Annotated in this window: 21 protein-coding genes and 2 pseudogenes; 13 read left to right on the top strand and 10 right to left on the bottom strand. The window is 62.0% G+C overall.

All coding sequences use genetic code 11. From position 1 onward, the window contains the following. Positions 1-10: 10 nt before the first annotated feature. Both AC1DXN_RS11440 and AC1DXN_RS11435 read left to right on the top strand, forming a co-directional pair. The gene (locus AC1DXN_RS11440; RefSeq protein WP_477273750.1) at positions 11-1,408 is read left to right on the top strand and encodes a PAS domain S-box protein; all 1,398 of its coding nucleotides are present in this window, start codon (positions 11-13) and stop codon (positions 1,406-1,408) included. 47 nt (positions 1,409-1,455) lie between these two features. Then, positions 1,456-1,629 carry a hypothetical protein gene (locus AC1DXN_RS11435; RefSeq protein WP_477273748.1) on the top strand — a complete coding sequence of 58 codons (174 nt, stop codon included), beginning with the start codon at positions 1,456-1,458 and terminating at the stop codon, positions 1,627-1,629. 17 nt (positions 1,630-1,646) lie between these two features. On the opposite strand, the gene AC1DXN_RS11430 is transcribed toward AC1DXN_RS11435, so the two are convergent. Both AC1DXN_RS11430 and AC1DXN_RS11425 read right to left on the bottom strand, forming a co-directional pair. After that, positions 1,647-3,491, bottom strand: a complete 1,845-nt coding sequence (locus tag AC1DXN_RS11430) for a CHASE3 domain-containing protein (protein WP_477274012.1) — start codon at positions 3,489-3,491, stop codon at positions 1,647-1,649. A 169-nt stretch (positions 3,492-3,660) separates the two neighbouring features. Further along, the gene (locus AC1DXN_RS11425) at positions 3,661-3,996 is read right to left on the bottom strand and encodes a hypothetical protein (protein WP_477273746.1); all 336 of its coding nucleotides are present in this window, start codon (positions 3,994-3,996) and stop codon (positions 3,661-3,663) included. A gap of 274 nt (positions 3,997-4,270) precedes the next feature. Between AC1DXN_RS11425 and AC1DXN_RS11420 the strand changes: the two genes are divergently transcribed. Next, positions 4,271-4,522, top strand: a complete 252-nt coding sequence (locus AC1DXN_RS11420; RefSeq protein ID WP_477273744.1) for a hypothetical protein — start codon at positions 4,271-4,273, stop codon at positions 4,520-4,522. Between the two features lie 113 nt (positions 4,523-4,635). Here the strand turns inward: AC1DXN_RS11420 and AC1DXN_RS11415 are convergent, their stop codons facing one another. After that, a complete protein-coding gene (locus AC1DXN_RS11415; RefSeq protein ID WP_477242506.1) occupies positions 4,636-4,929 on the bottom strand; it encodes a hypothetical protein in 294 nt (97 codons plus the stop codon). A 405-nt stretch (positions 4,930-5,334) separates the two neighbouring features. Between AC1DXN_RS11415 and AC1DXN_RS11410 the strand changes: the two genes are divergently transcribed. From AC1DXN_RS11410 to AC1DXN_RS11400, 3 genes are all read left to right on the top strand, one after another. Next, positions 5,335-5,508, top strand: a complete 174-nt coding sequence (locus AC1DXN_RS11410) for a hypothetical protein (protein ID WP_477242508.1) — start codon at positions 5,335-5,337, stop codon at positions 5,506-5,508. Between the two features lie 27 nt (positions 5,509-5,535). Continuing rightward, positions 5,536-6,027, top strand: a complete 492-nt coding sequence (locus AC1DXN_RS11405; protein ID WP_477242510.1) for a pyridoxamine 5'-phosphate oxidase family protein — start codon at positions 5,536-5,538, stop codon at positions 6,025-6,027. Between the two features lie 414 nt (positions 6,028-6,441). Next, a complete protein-coding gene (locus tag AC1DXN_RS11400; RefSeq protein ID WP_477273742.1) occupies positions 6,442-6,852 on the top strand; it encodes a hypothetical protein in 411 nt (136 codons plus the stop codon). 1,170 nt (positions 6,853-8,022) lie between these two features. Here the strand turns inward: AC1DXN_RS11400 and AC1DXN_RS11395 are convergent. Beyond that, the gene (locus tag AC1DXN_RS11395; protein ID WP_477242514.1) at positions 8,023-9,093 is read right to left on the bottom strand and encodes a sensor histidine kinase; all 1,071 of its coding nucleotides are present in this window, start codon (positions 9,091-9,093) and stop codon (positions 8,023-8,025) included. Between the two features lie 580 nt (positions 9,094-9,673). On the opposite strand from AC1DXN_RS11395, the gene AC1DXN_RS11390 reads away from it, so the two are divergent. Continuing rightward, positions 9,674-10,900 carry an anion transporter gene (locus AC1DXN_RS11390; RefSeq protein WP_477273740.1) on the top strand — a complete coding sequence of 409 codons (1,227 nt, stop codon included), beginning with the start codon at positions 9,674-9,676 and terminating at the stop codon, positions 10,898-10,900. Here the strand turns inward: AC1DXN_RS11390 and AC1DXN_RS11385 are convergent. Then, on the bottom strand, positions 10,897-11,490 hold the full coding sequence (locus AC1DXN_RS11385) for a TetR/AcrR family transcriptional regulator (protein ID WP_477273738.1): 594 nt from the start codon (positions 11,488-11,490) through the stop codon (positions 10,897-10,899). The genes AC1DXN_RS11390 and AC1DXN_RS11385 overlap by 4 nt on opposite strands. An 81-nt stretch (positions 11,491-11,571) precedes the next feature. Here AC1DXN_RS11385 and AC1DXN_RS11380 point away from each other — a divergent pair, with 81 nt between their 5' ends. From AC1DXN_RS11380 to AC1DXN_RS11365, 4 genes are all read left to right on the top strand, one after another. Next, a complete protein-coding gene (locus AC1DXN_RS11380; RefSeq protein WP_477273736.1) occupies positions 11,572-12,495 on the top strand; it encodes a crotonase/enoyl-CoA hydratase family protein in 924 nt (307 codons plus the stop codon). Positions 12,496-12,626: 131 nt separating this feature from the next. After that, positions 12,627-13,949, top strand: a complete 1,323-nt coding sequence (locus AC1DXN_RS11375; RefSeq protein WP_477273734.1) for an aminotransferase class I/II-fold pyridoxal phosphate-dependent enzyme — start codon at positions 12,627-12,629, stop codon at positions 13,947-13,949. Between the two features lie 53 nt (positions 13,950-14,002). Beyond that, on the top strand, positions 14,003-15,118 hold the full coding sequence (locus tag AC1DXN_RS11370) for a branched-chain amino acid ABC transporter substrate-binding protein (protein ID WP_477273732.1): 1,116 nt from the start codon (positions 14,003-14,005) through the stop codon (positions 15,116-15,118). A gap of 83 nt (positions 15,119-15,201) precedes the next feature. Next, a complete protein-coding gene (locus AC1DXN_RS11365) occupies positions 15,202-16,071 on the top strand; it encodes a LysR substrate-binding domain-containing protein (RefSeq protein ID WP_477273730.1) in 870 nt (289 codons plus the stop codon). Between the two features lie 52 nt (positions 16,072-16,123). On the opposite strand, the gene AC1DXN_RS11360 is transcribed toward AC1DXN_RS11365, so the two are convergent. From AC1DXN_RS11360 to AC1DXN_RS11340, 5 genes and pseudogenes are all read right to left on the bottom strand, one after another. Continuing rightward, positions 16,124-16,432 carry a cupredoxin domain-containing protein gene (locus tag AC1DXN_RS11360; protein WP_477273728.1) on the bottom strand — a complete coding sequence of 103 codons (309 nt, stop codon included), beginning with the start codon at positions 16,430-16,432 and terminating at the stop codon, positions 16,124-16,126. A 10-nt stretch (positions 16,433-16,442) separates the two neighbouring features. After that, positions 16,443-16,967 (bottom strand): DUF4142 domain-containing protein, encoded by a 525-nt coding sequence (locus tag AC1DXN_RS11355; protein WP_477273726.1) that lies wholly within the window; start codon positions 16,965-16,967, stop codon positions 16,443-16,445. Between the two features lie 116 nt (positions 16,968-17,083). Continuing rightward, positions 17,084-17,755, bottom strand: a pseudogene (locus AC1DXN_RS11350) (RNA polymerase sigma factor). 79 nt (positions 17,756-17,834) lie between these two features. Further along, positions 17,835-18,915, bottom strand: a pseudogene (locus AC1DXN_RS11345) (HPP family protein). 218 nt (positions 18,916-19,133) lie between these two features. Further along, complete coding sequence (locus AC1DXN_RS11340) at positions 19,134-20,306, bottom strand: cystathionine beta-lyase (protein WP_477273724.1); 1,173 nt, start codon at positions 20,304-20,306, stop codon at positions 19,134-19,136. Between the two features lie 357 nt (positions 20,307-20,663). Between AC1DXN_RS11340 and AC1DXN_RS11335 the strand changes: the two genes are divergently transcribed. After that, a complete protein-coding gene (locus AC1DXN_RS11335) occupies positions 20,664-21,299 on the top strand; it encodes a DUF1326 domain-containing protein (RefSeq protein ID WP_477273722.1) in 636 nt (211 codons plus the stop codon). Positions 21,300-21,308: 9 nt separating this feature from the next. After that, positions 21,309-22,169, top strand: a complete 861-nt coding sequence (locus AC1DXN_RS11330; RefSeq protein WP_477273721.1) for a DUF2182 domain-containing protein — start codon at positions 21,309-21,311, stop codon at positions 22,167-22,169. Positions 22,170-22,255 lie beyond the last annotated feature (86 nt).

Genomic DNA, 22,255 nt, shown 5'->3' with positions numbered 1-22,255 from the left:
CGGGGAACAAGTGAACATCATCCAACAAGCGGACGCTGGGATTCCAGTAGTACCTTCCGTCGATTTGCTGCAGGCGATGCCCGTCGCCGTCTACACCACGGACAGACAAGGTCACATCACCTTCTTCAACGAGGCCGCAGCCGACCTCTGGGGGCATCGGCCCGTCATTGGCGAGGACCAGTGGTGCGGTTCCTGGAAACTGCGTCATCTCGATGGACGGACAATGGCGCATGACGAATGTCCGATGGCGGTCGCCTTGCTCGAAGAGCGCGATGTCCGCTGGGGCCAAGCGATCGCCGAACGGCCGAATGGCGAACTCATTCCTTTCAAGGCTCATCCCGTCCTGCTGCGCGATGAAGCGGGCCGCGTGATTGGCGCTATCAACACCTTGCTCGATCTGCGCAGCCAGAGTCAGGCCGACGAAGCTCGCACTCGGTTGGCAGCGATCGTCGAATCGACGATGGACGCCATCATCTCGAAGGACCTGAACAGCACTATCACCAGCTGGAACGACGCGGCCGAACGCCTGTTCGGCTACACGGCTGCCGAGGCAATCGGCCGGCCGGTGACCATGCTCATTCCCGTCGATCACCTCGACGAGGAAGCCCTGATCATCAGCCGCATACGCGCCGGCGAGAGGGTGCCATCCTACGAAACGATCCGCCAGCGCAAGGACGGCAGGCTCATTCCGGTTTCGCTGACGGTCTCGCCGATCCGCGACGGCATCGGCCGGGTCATCGGCGCCTCCAAGATCGCGCGCGATATCAGTTCTCACAAGGAGAGCGAACGGCGCATCCGCCTGCTCATGCGCGAGGTTAATCATCGCGTGAAGAACCAGTATTCGGTCATCATCTCGATGATCCGCGAAACCAGCAAATCGATGAGCACGCCGGAGGCTTTCCTCGGACAGGTACGGGAGCGCATCATGGCGCTTTCGCAATCCCACGACCTTCTCGTCAACGCCGAATGGCGCGGCGCAACGGTCAGCGAGCTGGTCGAGGCGCAGATCAAGCCTTTCGCCGCGCAGGCCCGTCTGTCGCTGGCCGGACCGGTGATCATGCTGCAGCCGAACGCCGTGCAGTATCTCGGCATTGCTTTCCACGAACTCGCCACGAATTCGGCAAAACACGGAGCGCTGTCGCGTCATGGCGGACAGGTCGAGGTCGAATGGGACATAAAGACTGTCGCCGATGGCGCCGACACCTTCCGGCTTGTCTGGCGGGAGCTCGGCGGGCCGCAGCTGGACGAGATAACGCGTCGCGGCTTCGGATCAATCGTCCTCAAACGCGTCGCGCCGCAAGCGCTCAGCGGCACCGGACAGCTGGAGTTTCAAAAGCAAGGCGTTGTCTGGACGTTGGAAGCGCCGTTGCGCTTCGTCCAGACGTCACTCGATACCGCGATCGATTGAAGGAACCTTCGCCTCCACTCTTGGTTGTAGATACCAAAGGGATTGCGATGGCTGAGGATAGACAAAACAGTGTCCGCCAGACGAAAGAGAAGCGGCTGGCTCTTATCCTGACAGAGGAAACCGGCATTACCCTTGATCAGGCACACGACCTCATCGCCATGATCGGTACAGATCGACCATCGTTGCTGCGTGAGGCGCGGATATTGAAGCAGGCAAAATAGCAGGCATCGAAGAAGGTTTATGCGTTTGCATTCAGCACGTCGCGCAGCTTCGCGGCCAGTTGCTCGATGGTGAACGGCTTGGCCAGGAAATGCACATCGTGGTCAAGAATGCCATTGTGGACCACGGCATTTTTGGTGAAGCCGGTGGTGAAGATCACCTTCAGTCCTGGTATGCGCCTGACGGCTTCTTCGGCCAGCTTGCGGCCATTCATCTCCGGCATGACAATGTCTGTGAAGAGGAGCGCGACGCCCGGGGTCTCGCCGAGTTTCTGCAATGCTTCTTCGCCGCCGCCGGCGTGGACAACGGTGTAACCGAGTTCGCGCAGCGCATCGGTTGTCGAGACCCGCACCCGCATATCGTCTTCGACCACCAGTATGGTTTCAGTCGCCGGCCTGGCGACTGCCTCTCCGGTTCCGGCGGAGGGTGCGGTCTCTTCATCGCCGAAGAAGCGGGGCAGGTAAATCCTGACTGTCGTGCCTTCGCCCGGCTCGGAGTAGATCTTGACGTGACCGCCTGACTGCTTGACGAAACCGAAGACCTGGCTGAGACCAAGACCGGTGCCCTTGTTGATCGGCTTGGTCGTGAAAAACGGCTCGAATGCCTTTGCGATGATGTCCGGCGTCATTCCGGTGCCGGTGTCGGTTACCGCGACCATCACATACTGGCCGGCTTTCACCTCGGCATGGGTGGCGGCATAGGAGTCGTCGAGATGGCTGTTGGCAGTTTCGATGGTCAGCTTGCCCTCTTCACCCATGGCATCGCGCGCATTGACCGCCAGGTTGAGGATAGCATTTTCGATCTGGCTCGGATCGGCATGTGTCTTCCATAACCCGCCAGCCAGGACCGTTTCGATCCGGATCGCTTCGCCCAATGCCCGGCGCAGCAAATCTGACATGCCGGTTACCAACCGGTTGGCGTCGACGATTTGCGGCGCCAATGGTTGCTGGCGCGAAAAGGCGAGCAACCGAGCCGTCAAATTGGCGGCTCGGGTCGCAGCGTCAGTCGCTGCCTCGACAAACTTGTCGATATCGTTTTCGCCGCGCGCGAGCTTGCGCTGGGCAAGGTTCATGGCGCTGATAATCACGGCCAGCATGTTGTTGAAGTCGTGGGCAATGCCGCCGGTAAGTTGGCCGACAGCTTCCATCTTCTGCATCTGGCGGATTTGGGATTCGGCCTTCTCGCGCGTCTGGATCTCTCTCGTCAGCGCGGTGTTCTTGCGGGTCAACTCGTCCTGGGCAACAGCCACCTCACGGAAGCGGCGGCGCGATTCCCGGACCGTGTAGACGCCGAGCACGAAAATCGCCAGCAGTGCTGCGAACGATCCGATGCGCAGCCAGCGTTCAATCTGGTCGGTATGGGCGTCCCTGGCGTGCAGGGTCGCGCTGACGATGCGTCTGATCGTATCCATGTTGGTTCGAATCTGATCCATCGCGGCCTTGCCTTGCCCGTTGCGGACAATCTCCAGCGCCTTCGCCGCCTGGTTTTTTTCGTATAGGCGGATCGTCTCTGCCAGTTCCGCCTGTTTTTGCGCCAGCGCGTCCTTTATGCCATCGATCTGCTGGACGGTTTCCTGGTTTCCAGCGGTCATCTCGTCGATGCGGGCGAGTTGTCCGGGAATTGCGGCCACAGCCTGTTGATAAGGCTCCAGGTACGATTTCTCCCCAGTCAGCAGGTAACCGCGCTGGCTCGTCTCGGCGTCCTGCGCCAGCGAGAGCAGACCGGCAAGCAACTGCTGATATTCGATCGCATTGCGCGCGGCGGCGCGATTGGCGCTCTGTGTTTCCACCAGCATGGCACGCGAGCCAACGATCAACGCCAGGATGGCGAAGCCGACGATGAGCGGAAGCGATTGCCAACGCATCGCGCGCCGCAGCCTCGTGATCATCTGCTATGCTGTACCATAGGAAATCCTCGCCGAATGCATGTGGTAAGGGCCGCCTCGGCCCAACGCAAGGGGCGGCCGCAGGATGCTGGACGACGATCTTCCACAACAGGCTTGATGCCAGGGAGCGTCAGGTGACGGTCACCGCCTATTGGATTTGATCCAGCGGGCGCCGATCGTACGCAATGGGTCTGTCTTCGATCGCATCGAGACTGCCGAATATTGTGACGCCATCCTCGGACAGCGGATTGAAGGTCGTCACGTCGATGGCGGTCAGCCCTTCGAGTTCCATGGCCGCTCCGTAGAATTGGGCAGCCTGCATCACCATGTACTCGATATCCTCGAGTGCGACGTTTTCGGCAAGGTTTTTCAGCCGTATGGCCTCAGCCACCACAGCGATATTCACTATTCCCTGGGAGCGCCATGCCACCTGAACCTCCGAATTGACGTCGTCCCGCAGATGAGCCGAATAGCCATATCTCATGGAAAACCTTCCTTTCTGGAATGGTTTGTCCCTCGCCATCGACCATGCGCCGGCCGCGCTGGAATGGCAAGAAAAATAAACAATTTATCAAATAAAATCAAGTAGTTAGTAGAACATGTTGATTGTGCAAGTGACGCCTGTTCCTCACCATTGGCCTTGTGTGACGGTGACGTATCAGCAGCTCTTGACGTCCTGTACAGAGATCACTAATTTTACTCGTAGTGAGGGACATACTAACTCACCGTACTTTTGGTCTTGGCGGCTGGAGGCGCAGATGGCTGAACTGGAACGACCGGAACGATTGCAGATCATGCTGACCGCCGATGAATTGGCGGCGCTGGAAAACTGGCGTTTTGACAAGCGCATGCCGAGCCGGTCGGCAGCCGTGAGGGAGCTGCTGCGGCGCGGGCTCGATGCCGACGGGTTCCTGACGGCAGGACCGGGGACCAAGTCGCAAGACTTTGGAATTCTGGCCAATGCTGTGAACGGCGAGGGGGCCGTCGACGGATCGTCCGGCACAGACTAGCCCGCCAATCGCCAAGGCGGGCGCAAGCGCATCCGTCGATGCCAGGGCGGTATCGGAGAGAAAAAATGGCGGACCCTAAGGCCCGCCATTTTCCGTCTGCAAGAAGCCGACGGTTAGTTGGCGCCGCCGATCTGCTTGGTCATCTTGCAGAAATTGTCGTGCTCCTTGGCAATAGCCTCGTCGCCGCATTCCTTCATTATCCCGGCACGGTCTTCTTCCTTCATCGCCATCCAGGCGGCCTTGAATTCGTCAGCCGACTTCATGGTCTTCATGCCGGCATCGGTGAAGAACGGCGACATTTTTGCCGGATCATCGAGCGCGGTAGTCCCGGTGGTGCCGGCAGCGAGAGCCGTACCAGTGGTCATCGCAAGCGCCATCGCGCCCATGCAAATCATCTTGAAGTTCATGATCAATTCCTCCTGTTGCTGTTGAGATCGTCCAAGCAGCGATCGAAAGCAGAACGGATCATTGGTGCAAAGGTTCCCCGAATTTCTCTATTGAGAGAATACTATTGCTGGGTATGGCATCAGGAGAATTATCTATTCCGTAACGGAACATCTTCCATCGCCGGGCAGATGGTCTCAGATCGTCACGCGCGGCATCTTTAGCCGGCCGTCTAGTCGCTATCTTCCAACGATCCGGTCGACGATGGTCTCGTCGACACCTTCATGGCCGGTGAGTTCGCATACCAGATCCCTGGCTGCTGAATCCAATGCGATTCAGCGTACGCCATTTCAGGGCTTTGGCGAGTCAATCCACTCCGGGCGGAACCGATCGCTACCTCAGGCTGTTGTGTCCCTGGAAGGCGGCCCATGCCCCTCACGATCCGAACCACGCTCTGCGAAATTCGCGACGACCTGCACGCCTTACGCAGGACGGTTGCGGCGCGCGGCCAGATCGAGGCGATCCAGGCCATCGACGCATTGATCGGGGTCGCCGAAGGCGAGGCGATACGCGCCATCCGGCGCATCGATCGTGGTGCCTGACGTCGACGAACAGCAACGGAAAGAACAATGGCGATGAACATCTCAGAGATGACGCGGCCCGAATGCATTTCCTTGTTGAAGTCGGCCCGGCTTGGCCGCCTGGCCTGCGTCAAAGATAACCGGCCTTACGTGGTTCCGATTCATTTCGCCTTCGGCGACAATTTCATTTTCAGCTTCTCGCTGCTCGGCAAGAAGGTCGAGTGGATGCGCCAGAATCCGCATGTCTGCCTGCAGGTCGATGATGTCGGCGGCGTCCATGGCTGGAAGAGCGTCGTCGTCGAGGGCCTGTTCCAGGACCTGCCCAAGGCGCCCGCTCTCGACAGCACGATTCCTGCCAGGGACCAGCAGGCTCCCACGTCAGACCATGATCGCCAATTTGCCTGGTCGCTGCTGCAGAAGCACGCCAATTGGTGGGAGCCCGGCGCGCTGAAGCCTGGCGAGGCGCAGGCCGGTACCGGCAGCCATCTGTTCTATCAGATCACGATCGAGACCATCTCGGGACGGCAGGCCTATCGCTAAACCACCTAGCCGAGATGGTGCAAAAAACCCGCATTCCGGGGGATTGGAAGCGGGCTCTTTAACGACCGAACGCTTGGGCGGTTCGATCCATCCATCAACACCTCAGCGAGGCGTTTGTTCCATGCGAGGCATAGTTTCTCGATAACTGCACGATCCTGCGGAATCCGGATCAACCGGCATAGAAAGGAAAGCCCACCGGCTTTGACACCGGTGGGCTGCGCTTCTGCCTTTAAAGGCTGTTGGAACGGCCGATCAGTTGGCCGGTGCTGGTGCAGCCGGGGCCGGCGCTGGTGCAGCCGGAGCTGGTGCAGCCGGTGCGGGAGCAGGTTCGGCCGGGGCTGGTGCGGCTGGGGCCGCCGGTGCTGATGCCGCAGGCGCGTCGATCTTGACATTGATGTCGCCTCCGCGGTCGCCATGGATGTCGATAACACCCGTAACAACCAGCAGTACGGCTATCGCAATGAGCGCCACAACAATCGCGATGGCTGTGGTGCCTCCGCCTCCACCACCGCCTGTATTAACAACAGTTGGGCCGTCAGCCATTTTCTTCTCCTTTTCAACCTGCCAAACGCAACACAGTCCAAAACCGTGTGCGTATCGGAGGATAAACGGACGATACGGGCATCCGTTCCTTCCAGAGACTATTACTGTGCAAATCGGGCATCGTTCGCTGACGCCCTCCAGTGTGACGGGGCGTCGGCCGATATCGAAGTTGTGGGTGATGATGTCACACGCGCCGACCAGGAAGACGGCGCCAGGGCTTCTACACAAGAAAGCCCGCGCCTCTGGCGGAGGGCGCGGGCCGATCGGGTGTACGAAACCTGATCCTTCAGCAATATCCGGGAGATATCGCTGCAAGCCTATGACTATTTGGCAACGGCTAGTGTTAGGCTGCGAAAGAATGACGATTTGCCGCTACGGCTATGTGAATCAGGCTAGGACCAAGCCGGCCAACAGCACCGTGAGAACAAGCGAAAGCGGTACGGCAAGAAGCCAACGAGCCTCCAAAATGCTGTTGTGCTGGTTGTCCATTGGGTTGTGCCTTCCGGTATTCTTCTATTCTTTGCGCGGAATCGAGAGGTTCCGGACCCGATGATTGCTTTCCCGTCTAGTACCAGCGTCCGCGACCGTAGAAGCCGCCACCGCCCAGCAGCAAGACAATGAGAACGATGACCAGAATTGTGGTGATATCCATATAAGCCTCCATGAGAGCGCCCGGCCGTTTCGCCGTTCGCCGCTCTTGCCCTGGACAGGGCATCACTCGTGCCTGTCACTTGATCTCAATCAACGATCCGCATGGCATTCTGGTTCCTTTGGAAGGACGAAGCATGGCCAGCGAGGCCCACACCGCTCGCACATTCTTGGCAGTCCTTGCCGACTTCGAGGTCGACGCCGAGGTATGGCCACCCGAACCGCTCGCTCCCCAGCCGAAGCAGTAAGGTTTTGGAAACCATGCCGGCGACATCGAGGGAACCAGGCGGCCTGCCGATCTTTTTAGCTGAATGAAGCAAGCTGGTGCGTTCGAAATGGAAGATCACAACCTCACCGGTTCAGTCGGTGAATCTCCGGAACAACCGTCACTATCCAACGATCCTCCGGCTGAAGGCGATTTCAGCGGACCATTTGGATTTGGGCATCCTGCTCACAAGCCAGATCCATCCGCCACCTATACGTTTCGACCTGGAGCAGGACGCCCTCTGCCTGTCGATGCCAGGAAAAGATGGCGTTAGCCGCGGAGCGGCTTGGCAAGCGAGATACCGGTGCAAAAGCCCTATGAACCCGCCTATTTCGCCAGGAAGCATGGGATCACTCAGGCTCAGGCGCGACGGATCACCAAAAACTTTGGCCCTTCGCGTGTCAGGTGCGATACAGCCGCCCAGAATCTGAATCTGGCCCTTAATGGCCCATCGCCCTTGCATGAGCGTACGCCGACATCTCTTGGCGCAATCCGATCCGACAACTTGGCTAAGGCGCCCCGCCATGAAATGGATCACGCTACGCCGCGCGCGGCACCCGTGAAGTGAACGTCGCTCTGGTTACCGACACGCTGGTGCCGTTCTTGTCGCTGATGACCTCGATCTTGGCCTCCAGTTGCTTGACCAGCGCCTCGACGATGGCGGTTCCCAGGCCCGCACTGGCGACGATGCTGGCGGGCTTGCCGGCGCCATTGTCCGAAACCGTCAGCTTCCAGTCGCTGCCATCGGTCTCGTAGGTCACCTGGATCAGCGCCTTCGCCTTCTCCATGGGGAAGGCATATTTGATCGCGTTGAGAACGAGTTCGGTGACGATCAGCCCCAGGCTCACCGCCTTTTGCGAGTCGATCCTGCCGCCATCCGCCGTGACGTTGACCGCGATCGGCTGGACATCGCCGACCATCGAAGAGGCCAGGCTGATGCACAGCTTGGACAGATAGGACACGACGTCGATCTCTTCGACACCAGCCTCGGTGTGGAGATGGCGCTGCACTTCGGCCACCGACAGCACCCGCTGGTGAGCCTCCTTCAGATGCTGGCGGGTTTCCTCCGAGGTGACCGAGCGGGCCTTCAGCAACAGGATGCTGGCGATGATCTGCAGGCTGTTGGCAACCCGGTGCTCCATCTCGCGCAGCAACACATCCTTTTGCCGCAGCAGATCCTCGGTACGGGCGAGAAGCTCTTCCTTTTCCTTCTCGATGGCGCGTCGCGCCGTAATGTCGTTGAAGGCGAGCAGAATGGTAATAGTCGAGCTGTGATCGTAGAGCACCTTGCGGGCGTTAAGCAGCATCGTGCGGCGGCCGATAGTGGGGAAATCATGCTCGACCTCGAAGCCGTCCATGGCTGTCTTCTCGGGGATGATCGTTTCCAGCAGCAGGCGCAGTGCCGGAATATCCCATTGGCCGTCGCCCAGTGCATAGAGCAGGGCGCCGTGGGTCTCCTCGGGGTCGACCTTAAAGGTCTGATAGAAGGAGCGGCTGGCTGCCAGCACATGAAACTTTTCGTCAAGGACAAGGAATGGCTCGACGATCGTATTGACGATCGCCTGCGCCAGCGTCTGCGCATCCTCGATATTCGCAATGGGGTGGAACAAGGCTCAAAGCCGATCTGGAGGCATTTTTGCCTCCGCTCAGCCTCTTCTATTACACCATTACCGGGCCGGAGTCGCGAATTGAATGCAGCTTAGTCATTGTCGGCTCAACATCACCGCCCGGCGCATTCCCGGCAAGCAACGGTGCGGCCGGGGCAACTGAGCCGGTGTGTCCCGCCAGGACAGCAATGTCCTTTCGAATCGACCCATCGCGCGCATATGAAAACCTTGCGGGCGCCATGGCAGCGCGGGCATTCCGTCGGGTGCATCGCTTCCTCCTCTCCGAAATCCGGTACTCCCTCTCAACGTTCTGGCCCATCTGAATCATCCGAACGGCCGAAAATATTGGTAAGCCAGCTAGCGATAATGGCTGGCCGTGGCTAAAGCCAAGGGGCTGACGGCCGGCAAGTTTCACTGGCGCAAATCGGCTGTCGCGGCGGGCGATTTGCTCCCTGATTTTCACGATCGGTCGCCATCAGCGCTTTCACTTTGCGGGGGCCTTGCTAAAGCTGCATGGACGAAATGATCGGGCGGGGAGGGATCTCGCCCGGAGCCGGGCCGATTTGAACTGGGTGTTCTGCCAATGACATTGACGGGCGCGGCGGCCTTGCTGATCCTGATCCTGACCTATGCCGGCGTCGCCATCGGCAGGATACCCGGCCTGCGTCTCGACCGGGCAGGGATCGCGCTGCTCGGGGGAGCGGCGATGATCGCCATCGGCGCGCTGAGCATGGAAGACGCCTACCGCGCCATCAATTTCGACACCATCACGCTGTTGCTCGGCATGATGATCGTGGTGGCGCACCTGAAAGTGTCGGGCGCCTTCCGGGCGCTCGGCGCCTACGCCATCGAGCACGCGCATGCGCCCTTCATGCTGCTGGTGATGGTGACGCTGCTGACCGGCGTGCTATCGGCGTTCCTGGTCAACGACGCCATCTGCCTGGTCATGGCGCCGATCGTCGTCCACGTCACCCGCGTCATCAACCGCAACCCGATCCCCTATCTGATCGCCACAGCCACCGCGTCCAATTGCGGCAGCGTCGCCACCATCACCGGCAACCCGCAAAACATGGTCATCGGCGCGCTGTCGGGGATTTCCTATCCGGCCTTCTCGGTCGCCCTGGCGCCGGTCGCCCTGTTCGGCCTCGTCGTCGTCATCGTCCTGGTCCGCATCGTCTACCGGGCTGAATTCGCGCGTACGGCCGAACTCAGCCCCGAAGTCTATCGCGGCCGCATGCTGCCGGGGCAGGTGCTGAAAGCGGTGGTCGTCTGCATCGGGCTGGCAGTCGCCTTCTTCGCCAGCGTTCCCGTCGCCAAGGCGGCACTCATCGGTGGCGCCATCCTGCTGCTCACCCGCGCCATCAAGCCGGCGCGCATCTACCACGAGATCGACGGGCCGCTGCTGTTCATGTTCGCCGGCCTGTTCGTGGTCGTCGCCGGCGCCGAAAAGACGCTGCTGACGCCCGACATCATCGCCTCGGCCAAGAACCTAGGGTTGGACAACGTCTGGCGTCTCTCCGGCTTCACCGCCGTTCTGTCCAACATCATGAGCAATGTGCCGGCCGTGCTGGCGCTCAGGCCGTTCATCCCCGGCCTGGAAAACCCGGAGCGCGCCTGGCTCGTCGTCGCCATGAGCTCGACGCTGGCCGGCAATTTCACGCTGCTTGGCTCGGTCGCCAACCTGATTGTCGCCGAGCAGGCGCGGCGCGCTGGCACGGCTCTCAGTTTCGGCGCCTTCTTCAAGGTAGGCCTGCCGCTGACCCTGATCACCCTTGCCGCGAGCACCGCGTGGCTGGCGTACGGGTTCTAAGAGCTGGGGTTTCCAGTCCCGGATCTCGCCCGAACCAGCGTCGCGGCGGCATGCCCGGCCGCTTCGATATAGTCGGGGTTGCGGTGGACCAGCATGATCGAGAAGGCGCCGTCCATCAAAAGCACGATCTCGCGCGCCAGCATCTGCGGCTCGGCGATACCGCGGGCCAACAATTCCGCCGCCAGCCATTTTTCGAAATTTGCCTTGTGTCGCGATCCTGCCTTGACCGCAGGGTGGCCAGGCATCGAGGCGAGTTCCGCCGCTGTGCGCAGGAAACCGCAGCCTTTCCACTTTGGGTGGCGTGCCGACCGCGCCAGATTGCTGAAGATCGCCTCGACCTTGCGGTCGGCGCCGCCTTCGGCGGCCTCGAACCAGCCTGCAAACTGTTTCAGATTGGGCTGGTCGCGGCTTTCGAGATAGGCGGCGATCAGATCGTCCTTGCTCTGGAAGTGATAATACAGCGTCCGCTTGGTCAGCCCCGCTTTCTCGGCGATGGCATCGACGCTGACGCGGCCGATTCCCTCCGCATAAAAGAGCCTGGTCGCGGCATCGACAATGCGTTTGCGGGTGGGGCTCGACGCTTCAGGCATGATGTTAGGTATACCGACTAGTGAATATACATGCAACCGAAAGCCTGATCCTTTTCCGGGGCAATCTGGAAAGGAACAGCAATGACCGATCTTGTCCTGAGCGAGACCCGCGAAGGGGTAACCGTGCTCACCCTCAATCGTCCCGAAAAACTCAACGCGCTGAACTACGCGCTGATCGACCGGTTGCTGGCGATCCTCGATGCTGTCGAGGTCGACGGTTCCGTCCGCGCCGTCATCTTGACCGGCGCCGGCGAACGGGCGTTTTCGGCCGGTGGCGACATCCATGAATTTTCCGTCAGCGTCGCACGCGGCGCCGATGTCGCGCTGCGCGATTTCGTCATGCGCGGCCAGCGTTTGACCGCAAGGCTGGAAGCCTTCCGCAAACCGATCATCGCCGCCGTCAACGGCATCGCCTTCGGCGGCGGCTGCGAAATCACCGAGGCCGTGCCGCTCGCCATCGCCAGCGACCGCGCGCTGTTCGCCAAGCCGGAAATCAATCTCGCAATGCCGCCGACCTTCGGCGGCACACAGCGCCTGCCGCGGTTGGCCGGGCGCAAGCGGGCGCTCGAACTGCTTTTGACCGGCGATTGGTTTCCGCCACCCCGGGCCCTCGACCTCGGCCTCGTCAACGAGGTGGTGCCGCATAAGGAGCTGATGCCGGCAGCCTTTGACCTGGCACGGCGTATTTGCCGGCATTCACCACTGGCCGTCGCCAGCATCCTCACCGCGGTGGCGCGCGGCCTCAACCAGAGCATCGCCGAAGGCTTGGCTGTCGAGGCCGAGCAGTTCGCCCGTATGGCTCCGACCGCCGATCTGCGCGAAGGGCTGGATGCCTGGATCGCACGCCGCCAGCCGGGCTGTGACGGCTCGTGGACCCACATCACCCGGCCGGATGAAGCCAGGCGGGCGTCGCTGGAGCAGGACCGGCTTGCCGAGCAGGATCAAGGCGCTCCTGTCGCCGACGTAGGGCCTTCGATGTCTGAAAGGAAGCGGCGCTCCAAATAGGGGCGAGACGGGTAGACCTAGCTTTTCTAAGCCTAGGCGCTAGAACTACTCGCTTGCGTCTTGGCGACCGACGGCTCCACCTTAGGCGCTATTCGCAGCCGGATTATCGGCGCATGGCAATGGAGACATCGATGGTCGCTCTCGCTCGCAGGCCCTGGGTTCCATCGCATTGCGACGAGTTCGCCCAGCAGCTGGCGCAGACGACGAGCGCTCAGAAGACCGATGCCGTCATGGCGGCAATCAACCGCGGCATCGGGCTGAACCGTACGATCCACGAAGCCGACTGCATCAACCTTAACCCGGCGACCAATGTGATGAACCCGAAGGCCGAAGCCGCACTCGCTTCCGGCCTGGGGTCGCGCCCGTCGCTTGGCTATCCCGGTGACAAATATGAAATGGGATTGGAGGGCATCGAGCAGGTCGAAGTGATCGCTGCGGAACTCGCGGCCGAAGTTTTCGGCGCCAGCTATGCCGAGATCCGGGTGCCTTCCGGCGCGATCGCCAATCTCTATGCCTTCATGGTTGCAGCCAGGCCGGGCGACAGCATCATTGTCCCGTCGCCGGCGATCGGAGGCCACGTGACCCACCATATGGCCGGCTGCGCCGGGCTCTACGGGCTCGATATCCACACCGCTCCGGTCGATGCCGACGGTTACACCGTCGACGTCGGCAAGTTGCGCGACATGGCAAGGACGGTACAGCCGAAGATGATAACCATCGGCAGCAGCCTCAACCTGCTGCCCCATCCCATTCGTGAGATCCGGGCGATCGCCGACGAGGTCGGTGCGCTGGTTCTCTTCGATGCGGCCCATTTGTGCGGCATGATTGCCGGACACGCCTGGCAGCAGCCGCTGGAGGAGGGCGCTCATCTGATGACGATGAGCACCTACAAAAGTCTCGGCGGTCCGGCGTCCGGGCTGATCGTCACCAACGACGCCGCCGTCGCCGAGAAGCTCGACAAGATCGCCTTTCCCGGCATGACCGCCAACTTCGATGCCGCCAAGTCGGCAGCTCTGGCGATCACGCTTCTGGACTGGAAAGACCACGGCAAGGCCTACGCCGCGACGATGGCGGGGACCGCGAAGGCGCTGGCCAAAAACCTTGCCGATCGCGGCCTGCCGGTGTTTTCGACCGGCAAGGGCTACACGACATCGCATCAGTTCGCCGTCAAGGCAGCCGAGTTCGGTGGCGGCCAGGCGGCGGCAAGGAAGTTGCGGCTGGCAAACATCCTGACCTGCGGCATCGGCTTGCCCACAGACGCTGTCGACGGCGACATGAACGGGTTGCGCTTCGGTACACCGGAGATCGTCCGCTGGGGCATGACCGAGGACGACATGCCCGAGCTCGCGTCCCTCATCGCCAGGGGGCTGCGCGGCAACGACGCCAGCGAACAGGTGGCGGCAGATGTCACGGCATTCCGGCGCCGGTTCAACAAGCTTCACTTTGTGAACTGACGCCTGAAGCGGCGGGAGAACCCCGCCTTTCTCTAAAGAACAGGGGAATAACAATGCGCATGATCGTGCAGATGATGACTGCTGCCCTTATGACAGTCGCCGCTGTCGGCGCCGCGAGGGCGGATATCGTGTTCGGCGTCGCTGGCCCGATGTCCGGGCCGAACGCCGCTTATGGAGAACAGTACCGCGTCGGTGTCGAAACCGCAGTTGAACACATCAACGCCAATGGCGGCGTTCTCGGGCAAAAGCTTGCCGTTTCGGTCGGTGATGATGTCTCCGACCCGAAGCAAGGCGTTTCGGTCGCCAACAAATTCGTCGCCGATGGCGTCCACTATGTCGTCGGGCACTATAATTCCGGCGTCACCATTCCCGCTTCCGAGGTCTATGCCGAGAATGGCGTTCTGTTTGTCACGCCGACGGCCACCAACCCGATGGTGACGGAGCGCGGCCTTTGGGACGCTTTCAGGGCGTGCGGGCGTGACGATCAGCAAGGCTCGATCGCCGCCAAATTCGTTCTCGACCGCTTCAAGGACAAGAAGATCGCGATCGTCGACGACAAGTCGACGGCGGGCAAGGGCCTCGCCGATGAAATGGCCAAGGCCTACAATGCCGGCGGCGGCAAGGAGGTCCTGCATGAAGAGGTCAACCCGGGCGAGAAGGACTACAGCCCTCTCGTCGCAAAGATCAAGCAATCGGGCGCCGAGCTCGTCTACTATGGCGGTCAGCACACGGAGGCTGGTCTCATTGTGCGTCAGATGCACGACCAAGGCGTCACCACCATCCTGATGGGCGGCGACGGCATCTCCAACAGCGAGTTTGGCGCAATCGGCGGTGACGGTGCTGTTGGAACCCTGATGACGTCGTTCCCTGACCCGGCAACCTTTGCCGAAGCCAAGGGCGCCGTTGCGGATCTCAAGGCCAAAAACGTGCCCACCGAGGCGGTGACCCTCTATGCTTACGCGGCAACGCAGATTCTTGCCGAGGGTATTGCCAAGGCCAAGGCCGACGATCCGAAGGCCGCTTCCGATTATCTTCATTCCGGTGCCGGCATCCCGACTGTGCTCGGTTCGATCTCCTATGACGACAAGGGGGATATCAAGCAGCCGGGGTTCGTCGTATTTGAGTGGCAGAAGGTCGACGGCAAGCTGACCCCGGTCGCCCTCAAATAGAAACACCGCGTCGGCGGCCCAGATCGGCCGCCGACGTTTTCCGGGAACGTCGGACGATGGCCGTAAATCCGCCGCGACCTCGAATGCCGCCCCTCAACACTTTGCGCGCCTTTGAAGCAGCCGCCCGCCATGAAAGCTTCGCCAAGGCGGCCGACGAGCTTGGCGTCACCCCGGCGGCGGTGTCGCATCAGGTCAAGGCCCTGGAGGCATGGCTCGGCTCGCCGCTGTTCGTGCGCCATGCCCAGGGGCTGCATCTGACCGAGGCTGGGCGCGCGGCCCTGCCTGCCTTCTCCACCGCGTTCGATGCCATGGGCCTTGCCGTCCAGGAACTGCGCATCTGGGCTCCGAAATCGCAGGTAAGCATCGCAGCACTGCCATCCATCGCCCAGCTCTGGCTGGCTCCGTATCTACCGGCACTTCGCGCTGCGCTTCCCGCCCTTCGCCCGTCCATCCATGCGCTGGAGGAGCCGCCGGACTTCAGGCGTGAACCCTTCGACCTCGCCATCTTCCTGACCAGGCATGCCCCTGGGGGCAGCCGCGCGTTCAAGCTCTGCGACGACGTGATCTTTCCGGTCTGCGCGCCGGCGCTCGCCAGGCAGCTGAAAACGCCGGCGGATCTCTCATCGCAGCTTCTGCTTTGGGACACCACCTGGACCGGCGACTGGAGCCTGTGGTTCGAGGCTGCCGGACTGAAAGGCCCGTCGATAGAGTCCGGCTCCGAGTTCTCGCTCTACAGCATGGCGTTGCAGGCGGCCGTCGACGGCGCCGGCGTTCTGATGGGGCATGAGGCTCTGGTCGCGCGCGCTCTCGCCGCCGGTTCGCTGGTGGCGCCGTTCCCGCAGCGCGTCCCGACCGGCCTCAGCCTCTCAATCCTGGCGCCGGACCGCCCGCCCGCCCAGGCCGCGCAAATGATCGAGTGGCTGCTTGCACAGGGCGCAGCGAGCCAGGACTGAAGCTTGCAACAACCGGCGGCAGAGCGATCGCTTCGCCGCCGGTTTCAAACCATCATGGCGTCACGTCGAGACGGCCTTTCATATTGGGGTGGAAGCGGCAGAAATAATCGACCGCTTCCGCCGTCTTCAGCGTCAGGCTTGCTGTTGCCTTCGGCGGGATCATCACCTCCCAGCCGCCCTTCACGGTCGCCGTATGGGCGAACACATCGTTGTTCACCCACTCGACCGTGTCGCCGACCTTCGCCTCGACGGCGGCTGGCGAAAAGACAAGCTTGTCGATGGTGACTTGGATGGTTTCGGCCTGTGCCGGAACGATGCCGATGGCCAGAGCAAAGGCAATCCACAGATGCCGCTTCGACATGATCCTGTCCTTACTTCAACATGCCGGCGACGTGTTCGGCATGCTGCTCATGGCCCTGGAAAATCTTCAGGCCGGTTTCCAGCAGGCTCTTCAGCTCGGCATTCTGCGCAGACGGGATCAACAGGGTTTCAAGGGCACCGTTGACCTGCTTGTGGTAGGCGACCTCGTTGTCGACATAGGCCTTGTCGAAGGCAGCGCCGTCGAGCTTGGTGAGCTTGGCGCGTTCTTCCTCCGCAGCCTTGCTCAACGCCTGGCTGGTGGCGTTGTCTTCCGGTGTCACATTGAGCTTCTTGACCAGGTCGAGCGCCTGGACGTTCACCGCTTCATGATCGCGCACCATGTCGTTGGCGAAGTCGACAACCTCCTTGGTCTTTGATTTCTCGATCGCCAGCTTGGCGGCTTCCACATCGATGACGCCGGCCGTGTAGGCGATGTGGGCGATTTGCGGGTCGGTCGGCTTGTCCCCGGCCTGTGCGAGCGGGGCCGTGCCGAGCAGGAGCGAGGCGGCGAGGGCGGCAGTGTGACGAATAGACATGGCATCTCCTTCGCCCGGACGCAGGGATCGCGCCGGGTCGTGTTTTTCAGTTGACGGTCATTGGATGCGGGGCGGCGACAAACGTTCCCGCCAAAATCAGCCAAATCAGCCGACGATCAGCTTTCCAGGCCGAGCCGCCGCATCACGGCGCTGGTCAGCCTGTCGCAACGCCGGCCGGCGAAGGGGAATGCGTCGAGCAGCACCGGACCGATCTGGTCGTCCAGTGCCTTGCGCACCAAGGCGCGGGCGCGGTGCAGCCTTGTCTTGACGGTTTCGGGCCGCACGCCGAGAAGCTCGGCGGTCTCCTCGATGCTGAGTCCCTCGATCACCCGCGCCACGAACACCGACCGGTAGACATCGGGCAGGCTGTCGGTCGCTCGTTCGACAAGGTCGAGGATCTACCGTTGCGCCATCGTCCGCTCCGGATCGTCGCTGGGATTGAGGGGAAACTGGATGATTTCGGCTTGCGCGTTTGCCGGCATCGCCACCGTTCGCCTTCTTTTGCGCAGACGGCCGAGCGCCTCGTTGATGACGATGCGCGACAGCCACGTGGCCAGCGAGGAGTCGCCACGAAAGGCATCGAGATGGGCAAAGGCGCTGACATAGGCCTCCTGGACGATGTCCTCGGCCTCGGCATCGTTGCGCACCACGCCACGCGCGATGCGGTAGAGCCGTTGATTGTGGGTCTTCATGATCGAGCGGAAGGCATCGCCCTCGCGTGCCATGGCGCGGCGCACCAGCACCATCTCGATGGAAGCGGCAGACATCACCGTCAAGGCAGCAGGCATGGCCAGTTCCTCGTATCCAATCCCCGACCGAAACCTCGATCAAAGACATTGGATGACATCGCCGGCAAAAGGTTCCCGACTATTTTTCGCCGGTCCGTCGGCGCCTAGAGTACCGCTTCCGCCGACGGCTTGTCAGCAGCCTGCGCGCGAGGCCAAGGATGCGGCTGTCGTCATCGACGATGATGACTGCATGGGTGCGGCCGTCGGTCAGCACCGGCAACAGGGCCATGGCGGGCGAGCCGGCGGCGGCGGTCGACGCTGTCGACGTCACGCTTGCGACGGCTTCGTCGGCTCGCGCCAGTTCCCTCAATCCCACCGTGCCGACCAGCCTGGCGTCCTTGTCGACAACTGGCAGCGTCCGGATATTATGGTCGAGCAGCAGATGGCGCGCCCGTTCGGCAGGCGCGTGTTCATCGACCGAAATCACATCGCGCGACATGATGTCCTCGCACAACATGGTCCGGTGTGCGCGCATCGTCGCTTGCAATTCGACCTGTCGCAGCAGCCGTTCGAGATCATTGCGGTCGATGTCGAAGGTCTCGTGGAGTGCGCTGAGCGCGGCATCGATGTCTTCTGGCCGGAAGCCGATGCGCTCCTGCGCCGGCGGATCGATGGTTCCGTGCGTGCTTTGCGGGGCAGGGGCCGGCACGTGCGGATAGCTGCGCCGCGATAGCCTGTGGAAGCCGTAGCCGAGCGCGACAAGCACGATCGAGTTCAGCGCCACCGGCACGAAGGGAAATAGGAAGCCTGCGCTGATGACGGCCGGGCCGCCGAACACAGCGGTCAATGCAGCGGCCCCGCCCGGCGGATGCAGGCCAGCGCGCGAACGACATCGCCGCGATCGCCAGCGCCACGGCAATGCCGGTGGCGAGCGCCGGTTCGTGGATGAAATGCGCTACGATCACTCCGATCAGCGCCGATATCGTGTTGCCGCCGATGATCGACCAAGGCTGCGCCAGCGGGCTTGCCGGCACCGCGAACAAAAGCACGGCCGACGCGCCCATCGGCGCCACCAGCAGCGGCACATGCGGGCCGTTGCCCAGCACCAGGCCGCCAATGGCGCCGGTCAGCGCAATGCCGATCGTCGCGCCGATACAGGCGATGATGCGCTCGCGGAGCGTCGCGCCGGCAAGAATGGGAACAAAGAGGCGGAAGGCCATGGCAAGCTCTGGAACGGGTCCGGCTGGGGTTATTGCTCGAAGCTCCCCGCAATGGGGGCGGGCTGCCGAGTTGGGAAGTCAAATCAATCCGGAAATACGCGCATTAGGGAAATAACATTGCGCGTCGCCATTGCGTGGCCGTCTTTGCGACATCCGGCATCTCGCGACAGCCGTCCGGCCATTCCTTTCAGTACAGGATTCATCCGTGCAGGTTCCGTTCAGGTGGCTGCGGCAACCGCGGCGAGGCCGCGCGACAGGTCGGCTTTCAGATCCTCGACATCCTCGAGCCCGATCTGCAGGCGGATCAGCGGACCGTCATAGGCACCCTTGGCGACGAGGCGGTCGCCGAGCCAGACCGGCACGGCGAGGCTCTCATAGCCGCCCCAGGAATAGCCAAGGCCGAAGATTTTCAGCGCGTCGAGGAAGGCGTGCTGCTGTTTCTGGCCGCCGCCTTTGAGCGCGATGGAAAAGATGCCGCTCGAGCCGCAGAAATCGCGCTTCCACAGAGCGTGGTCCGGGTGGCTGGGCAGTGCCGGGTGCAGCACCCTGGCGACGCCGGTCTGCCCCTCCAGCCAAGCGGCGATTTCAAGCGCGCTTTTCTGGTGGTGCTCCAGCCGCACGCCCATGGTGCGGAGGCCCCGCAGCACCTGGTAGACATCGTCCGGCCCGGCGCAGCACCCCATTGTGCAAAAACTCTCATAGAGCTGTTTCCAGCAGGCCTCGTTGGCCGACACGGTGCCGAGCAGCACGTCGGAATGGCCGGCCGGATATTTCGTCGCCGCATGGATCGAAATGTCGACGCCATGGTCGAGCGGGCGGAAATAGAGCGGCGTCGCCCAGGTGTTGTCCATCATGACGATGGCGCCGGCCGCATGCGCCGCCTTGACGATGGCCGGGACGTCCTGCACCTCGAAAGTGTTTGAAGCCGGCGATTCCGTGAACACGACCCTGGTGTTGGGCTTGATCAGCTTGGCGATGCCGGCGCCGGCATATGGATCGTAATACTCGACCTCGACACCCAACCGCTTCAGCATCGTGTCGGCGAAATTGCGGGTCGGATGATAGACGGAATCGACGATCAAAACGTGATCGCCCACCGACAGGAAAGCCAGCAGCGGAATGGTCACCGCCGCCAGGCCCGACGGCACGATTATCGTGCCGGCCGAGCCTTCCAGCGCGTCGATCGCATGCGCCAGCGCGTCAGTGGTCGGCGTACCGCGCGTGCCGTAGGTGTATTTCTGGCTGCGCGCGGCCATCGTCGCGGCATTGGGGTAGAGAACGGTCGAGGCATGCACGACCGGCGGATTGACGAAGCCGAAATAGTCGTGCGGGTTGTTGCCGGAATGGGCAAGCCGCGTGTTGATGCCCATCTCGTTGCCGTCTTTTGCCATTGCTGTTCGCCTTGTGGTGAGGCGCTAGCCATAGTGCGGCGGCACTGGCCGTGCAACAGCCCGACGCCGGCCAGGCAACGGTCTTTGGATATGCCAATTCATGCCAGCAGAAGTCGGTAACGCTGATCCGCCCCGCGCTGGCGTGATCACCGGCAATGCCTGGCCAGGGCGCCCCGCCGGTCCCCCGCCGATCGGCCTTGTGGGTGGCTGCGAAAGATATATAATTGAATACTAATACTTATCGCCGGATTGCCTCGATCAGATGCTACCGGACGGTTTTTGCCGGTTGACGTCCAGATCCCTCCGATCCGGGTATCTCGCTCACAGAGCATGAGCGAGGCAAAGGGGAGGAATGCCATGACCGACGTCAAATGGATGATAAAGGCGCGCGAATTCACCAACTGCAACTGCGCCTATGGCTGCCCATGCCAGTTCAACGCATTGCCGACGCACGGATTCTGCCAGGCGGTCGCCGGCATGGAGATCGAGCACGGCTATCATGGCGAGACCAAGCTTGACGGCTTGCGGTTTGCCGGGGTCTTTCGCTGGCCGGGCCCGATCCATGAAGGCAAGGGCGAGGCTGCGGTGGTCATCGACGAACGGGCGACCGATGCGCAGCGCGGAGCGCTGCTGCGCATTCTCAGCGGCCAGGACACCGAACCCGGCGCGACCATATTCCAGGTTTTCTCGACCACATTGGAAAAGGTCCACGATCCGATCTTCGCCGCCATCGACTTCAAGATCGACATCGACGCGCGTAAGGCCACGCTGCATGTGCCGGGCGTAACCGAGGGGCACGGCGAGCCGATCAAGAATCCGGTCACCGGCGCTGAGCATCGGGCGCGCATCGATCTGCCGCACGGCTTCGAATACGCGCTCGCCGAGGCCGGGCGCGGCTGGACCAAAGCGTCCGGTCCGATCAAGTTCGAGCTGGCAGACTCCCACAGCCATTTCGCCATTATGCATCTCACGCAAAGCGGCGTCGTGCATTGACCTGATCCAATGAGCGACTCGGCCCTTGAGGCGGTGTTGCGGCGCGACCGCGCGGTCGTGACGGTTGCGCTTGTCATCATTGCCGTGCTCGCCTGGGCCTATGTGCTGTGGCTCGCCGCCGACATGACGGCGCCCGATGTCGCCGCGCCGGGCGCCGCAGCCGGTGACATGGCGGGCATGGACATGTCGGGTATGAATATGGGCGGCATGGATATGGGCGCCACGGCGACGCCCGGTTTCCGGGTCTGGGCACCGGCCGATTTCGCTTTCATCTTCGCCATGTGGGCGGTGATGATGGTCGGCATGATGACGCCATCGGTTGCGCCGATGCTGCTACTCTATGCCGGCGTTGGCCGCCAGGCGCGCGCGAGCGGCCGGCCGATCGCATCGACGGCATGGTTTTTCACCGGCTATTTGCTGGTCTGGGTTGCCTTCAGCGTTGTGGCGACCGGCGCGCAATGGCTGCTGGCTGGTCTCACCTTGCTGAGTCCGACGATGGCAACCAACAGCAGGATACTGGCCGGCCTCGTTCTGGTCGCCGCCGGCCTCTATCAATGGACGCCGTTGAAGGCGGTGTGCCTGCGACAATGCCAGGCGCCGATCGCGTTCCTGGCCAGTCACGGCGGGTTCCGGTCCGATCCGCTTGGTGCCCTGCGGTTCGGGGCCGAGCATGGCGCCTATTGCCTTGGCTGCTGCTGGGCGCTGATGGCGCTGCTGTTCGTCGGCGGTGTCATGAACGTCCTGTGGATCGCCGGCATCGCCATCCTCATTCTTCTGGAGAAGACAGTTCCGGCCGGCCAACTGATTCCCCGCATCTCCGGGGTGCTGATGGCGGGTGCCGGTCTCTGGCTCCTTGCCGGAGCGGTTTGAGCGCGCCAGCGCAAGGGCAGACCATGCCAATTGATCGCGACAAAAGGCAGTCGTGCAGAGCAATGCCGGAGGACAAGTTCCACAGG

This window comes from Mesorhizobium sp. P2_H9, assembly GCF_056403215.1.
This window is presented reverse-complemented; position numbering and strand designations above follow the sequence as displayed.

Excerpts from the sequence above, each read along its gene's own strand:
- AC1DXN_RS11435 (WP_477273748.1), top strand. The coding sequence starts at position 1,456 with ATGGCTGAGGATAGACAAAACAGTGTCCGCCAGACGAAAGAGAAGCGG.
- AC1DXN_RS11430 (WP_477274012.1), bottom strand. The coding sequence starts at position 3,491 with ATGCGTTGGCAATCGCTTCCGCTCATCGTCGGCTTCGCCATCCTGGCG.
- AC1DXN_RS11425 (WP_477273746.1), bottom strand. The coding sequence starts at position 3,996 with ATGAGATATGGCTATTCGGCTCATCTGCGGGACGACGTCAATTCGGAG.
- AC1DXN_RS11420 (WP_477273744.1), top strand. The coding sequence starts at position 4,271 with ATGGCTGAACTGGAACGACCGGAACGATTGCAGATCATGCTGACCGCC.
- AC1DXN_RS11415 (WP_477242506.1), bottom strand. The coding sequence starts at position 4,929 with ATGAACTTCAAGATGATTTGCATGGGCGCGATGGCGCTTGCGATGACC.
- AC1DXN_RS11410 (WP_477242508.1), top strand. The coding sequence starts at position 5,335 with ATGCCCCTCACGATCCGAACCACGCTCTGCGAAATTCGCGACGACCTG.
- AC1DXN_RS11405 (WP_477242510.1), top strand. The coding sequence starts at position 5,536 with ATGGCGATGAACATCTCAGAGATGACGCGGCCCGAATGCATTTCCTTG.
- AC1DXN_RS11400 (WP_477273742.1), top strand. The coding sequence starts at position 6,442 with ATGGATGTCGATAACACCCGTAACAACCAGCAGTACGGCTATCGCAAT.
- AC1DXN_RS11390 (WP_477273740.1), top strand. The coding sequence starts at position 9,674 with ATGACATTGACGGGCGCGGCGGCCTTGCTGATCCTGATCCTGACCTAT.
- AC1DXN_RS11385 (WP_477273738.1), bottom strand. The coding sequence starts at position 11,490 with ATGCCTGAAGCGTCGAGCCCCACCCGCAAACGCATTGTCGATGCCGCG.
- AC1DXN_RS11380 (WP_477273736.1), top strand. The coding sequence starts at position 11,572 with ATGACCGATCTTGTCCTGAGCGAGACCCGCGAAGGGGTAACCGTGCTC.
- AC1DXN_RS11375 (WP_477273734.1), top strand. The coding sequence starts at position 12,627 with ATGGTCGCTCTCGCTCGCAGGCCCTGGGTTCCATCGCATTGCGACGAG.
- AC1DXN_RS11370 (WP_477273732.1), top strand. The coding sequence starts at position 14,003 with ATGCGCATGATCGTGCAGATGATGACTGCTGCCCTTATGACAGTCGCC.
- AC1DXN_RS11365 (WP_477273730.1), top strand. The coding sequence starts at position 15,202 with ATGCCGCCCCTCAACACTTTGCGCGCCTTTGAAGCAGCCGCCCGCCAT.
- AC1DXN_RS11360 (WP_477273728.1), bottom strand. The coding sequence starts at position 16,432 with ATGTCGAAGCGGCATCTGTGGATTGCCTTTGCTCTGGCCATCGGCATC.
- AC1DXN_RS11355 (WP_477273726.1), bottom strand. The coding sequence starts at position 16,967 with ATGTCTATTCGTCACACTGCCGCCCTCGCCGCCTCGCTCCTGCTCGGC.
- AC1DXN_RS11340 (WP_477273724.1), bottom strand. The coding sequence starts at position 20,306 with ATGGCAAAAGACGGCAACGAGATGGGCATCAACACGCGGCTTGCCCAT.
- AC1DXN_RS11335 (WP_477273722.1), top strand. The coding sequence starts at position 20,664 with ATGACCGACGTCAAATGGATGATAAAGGCGCGCGAATTCACCAACTGC.
- AC1DXN_RS11330 (WP_477273721.1), top strand. The coding sequence starts at position 21,309 with ATGAGCGACTCGGCCCTTGAGGCGGTGTTGCGGCGCGACCGCGCGGTC.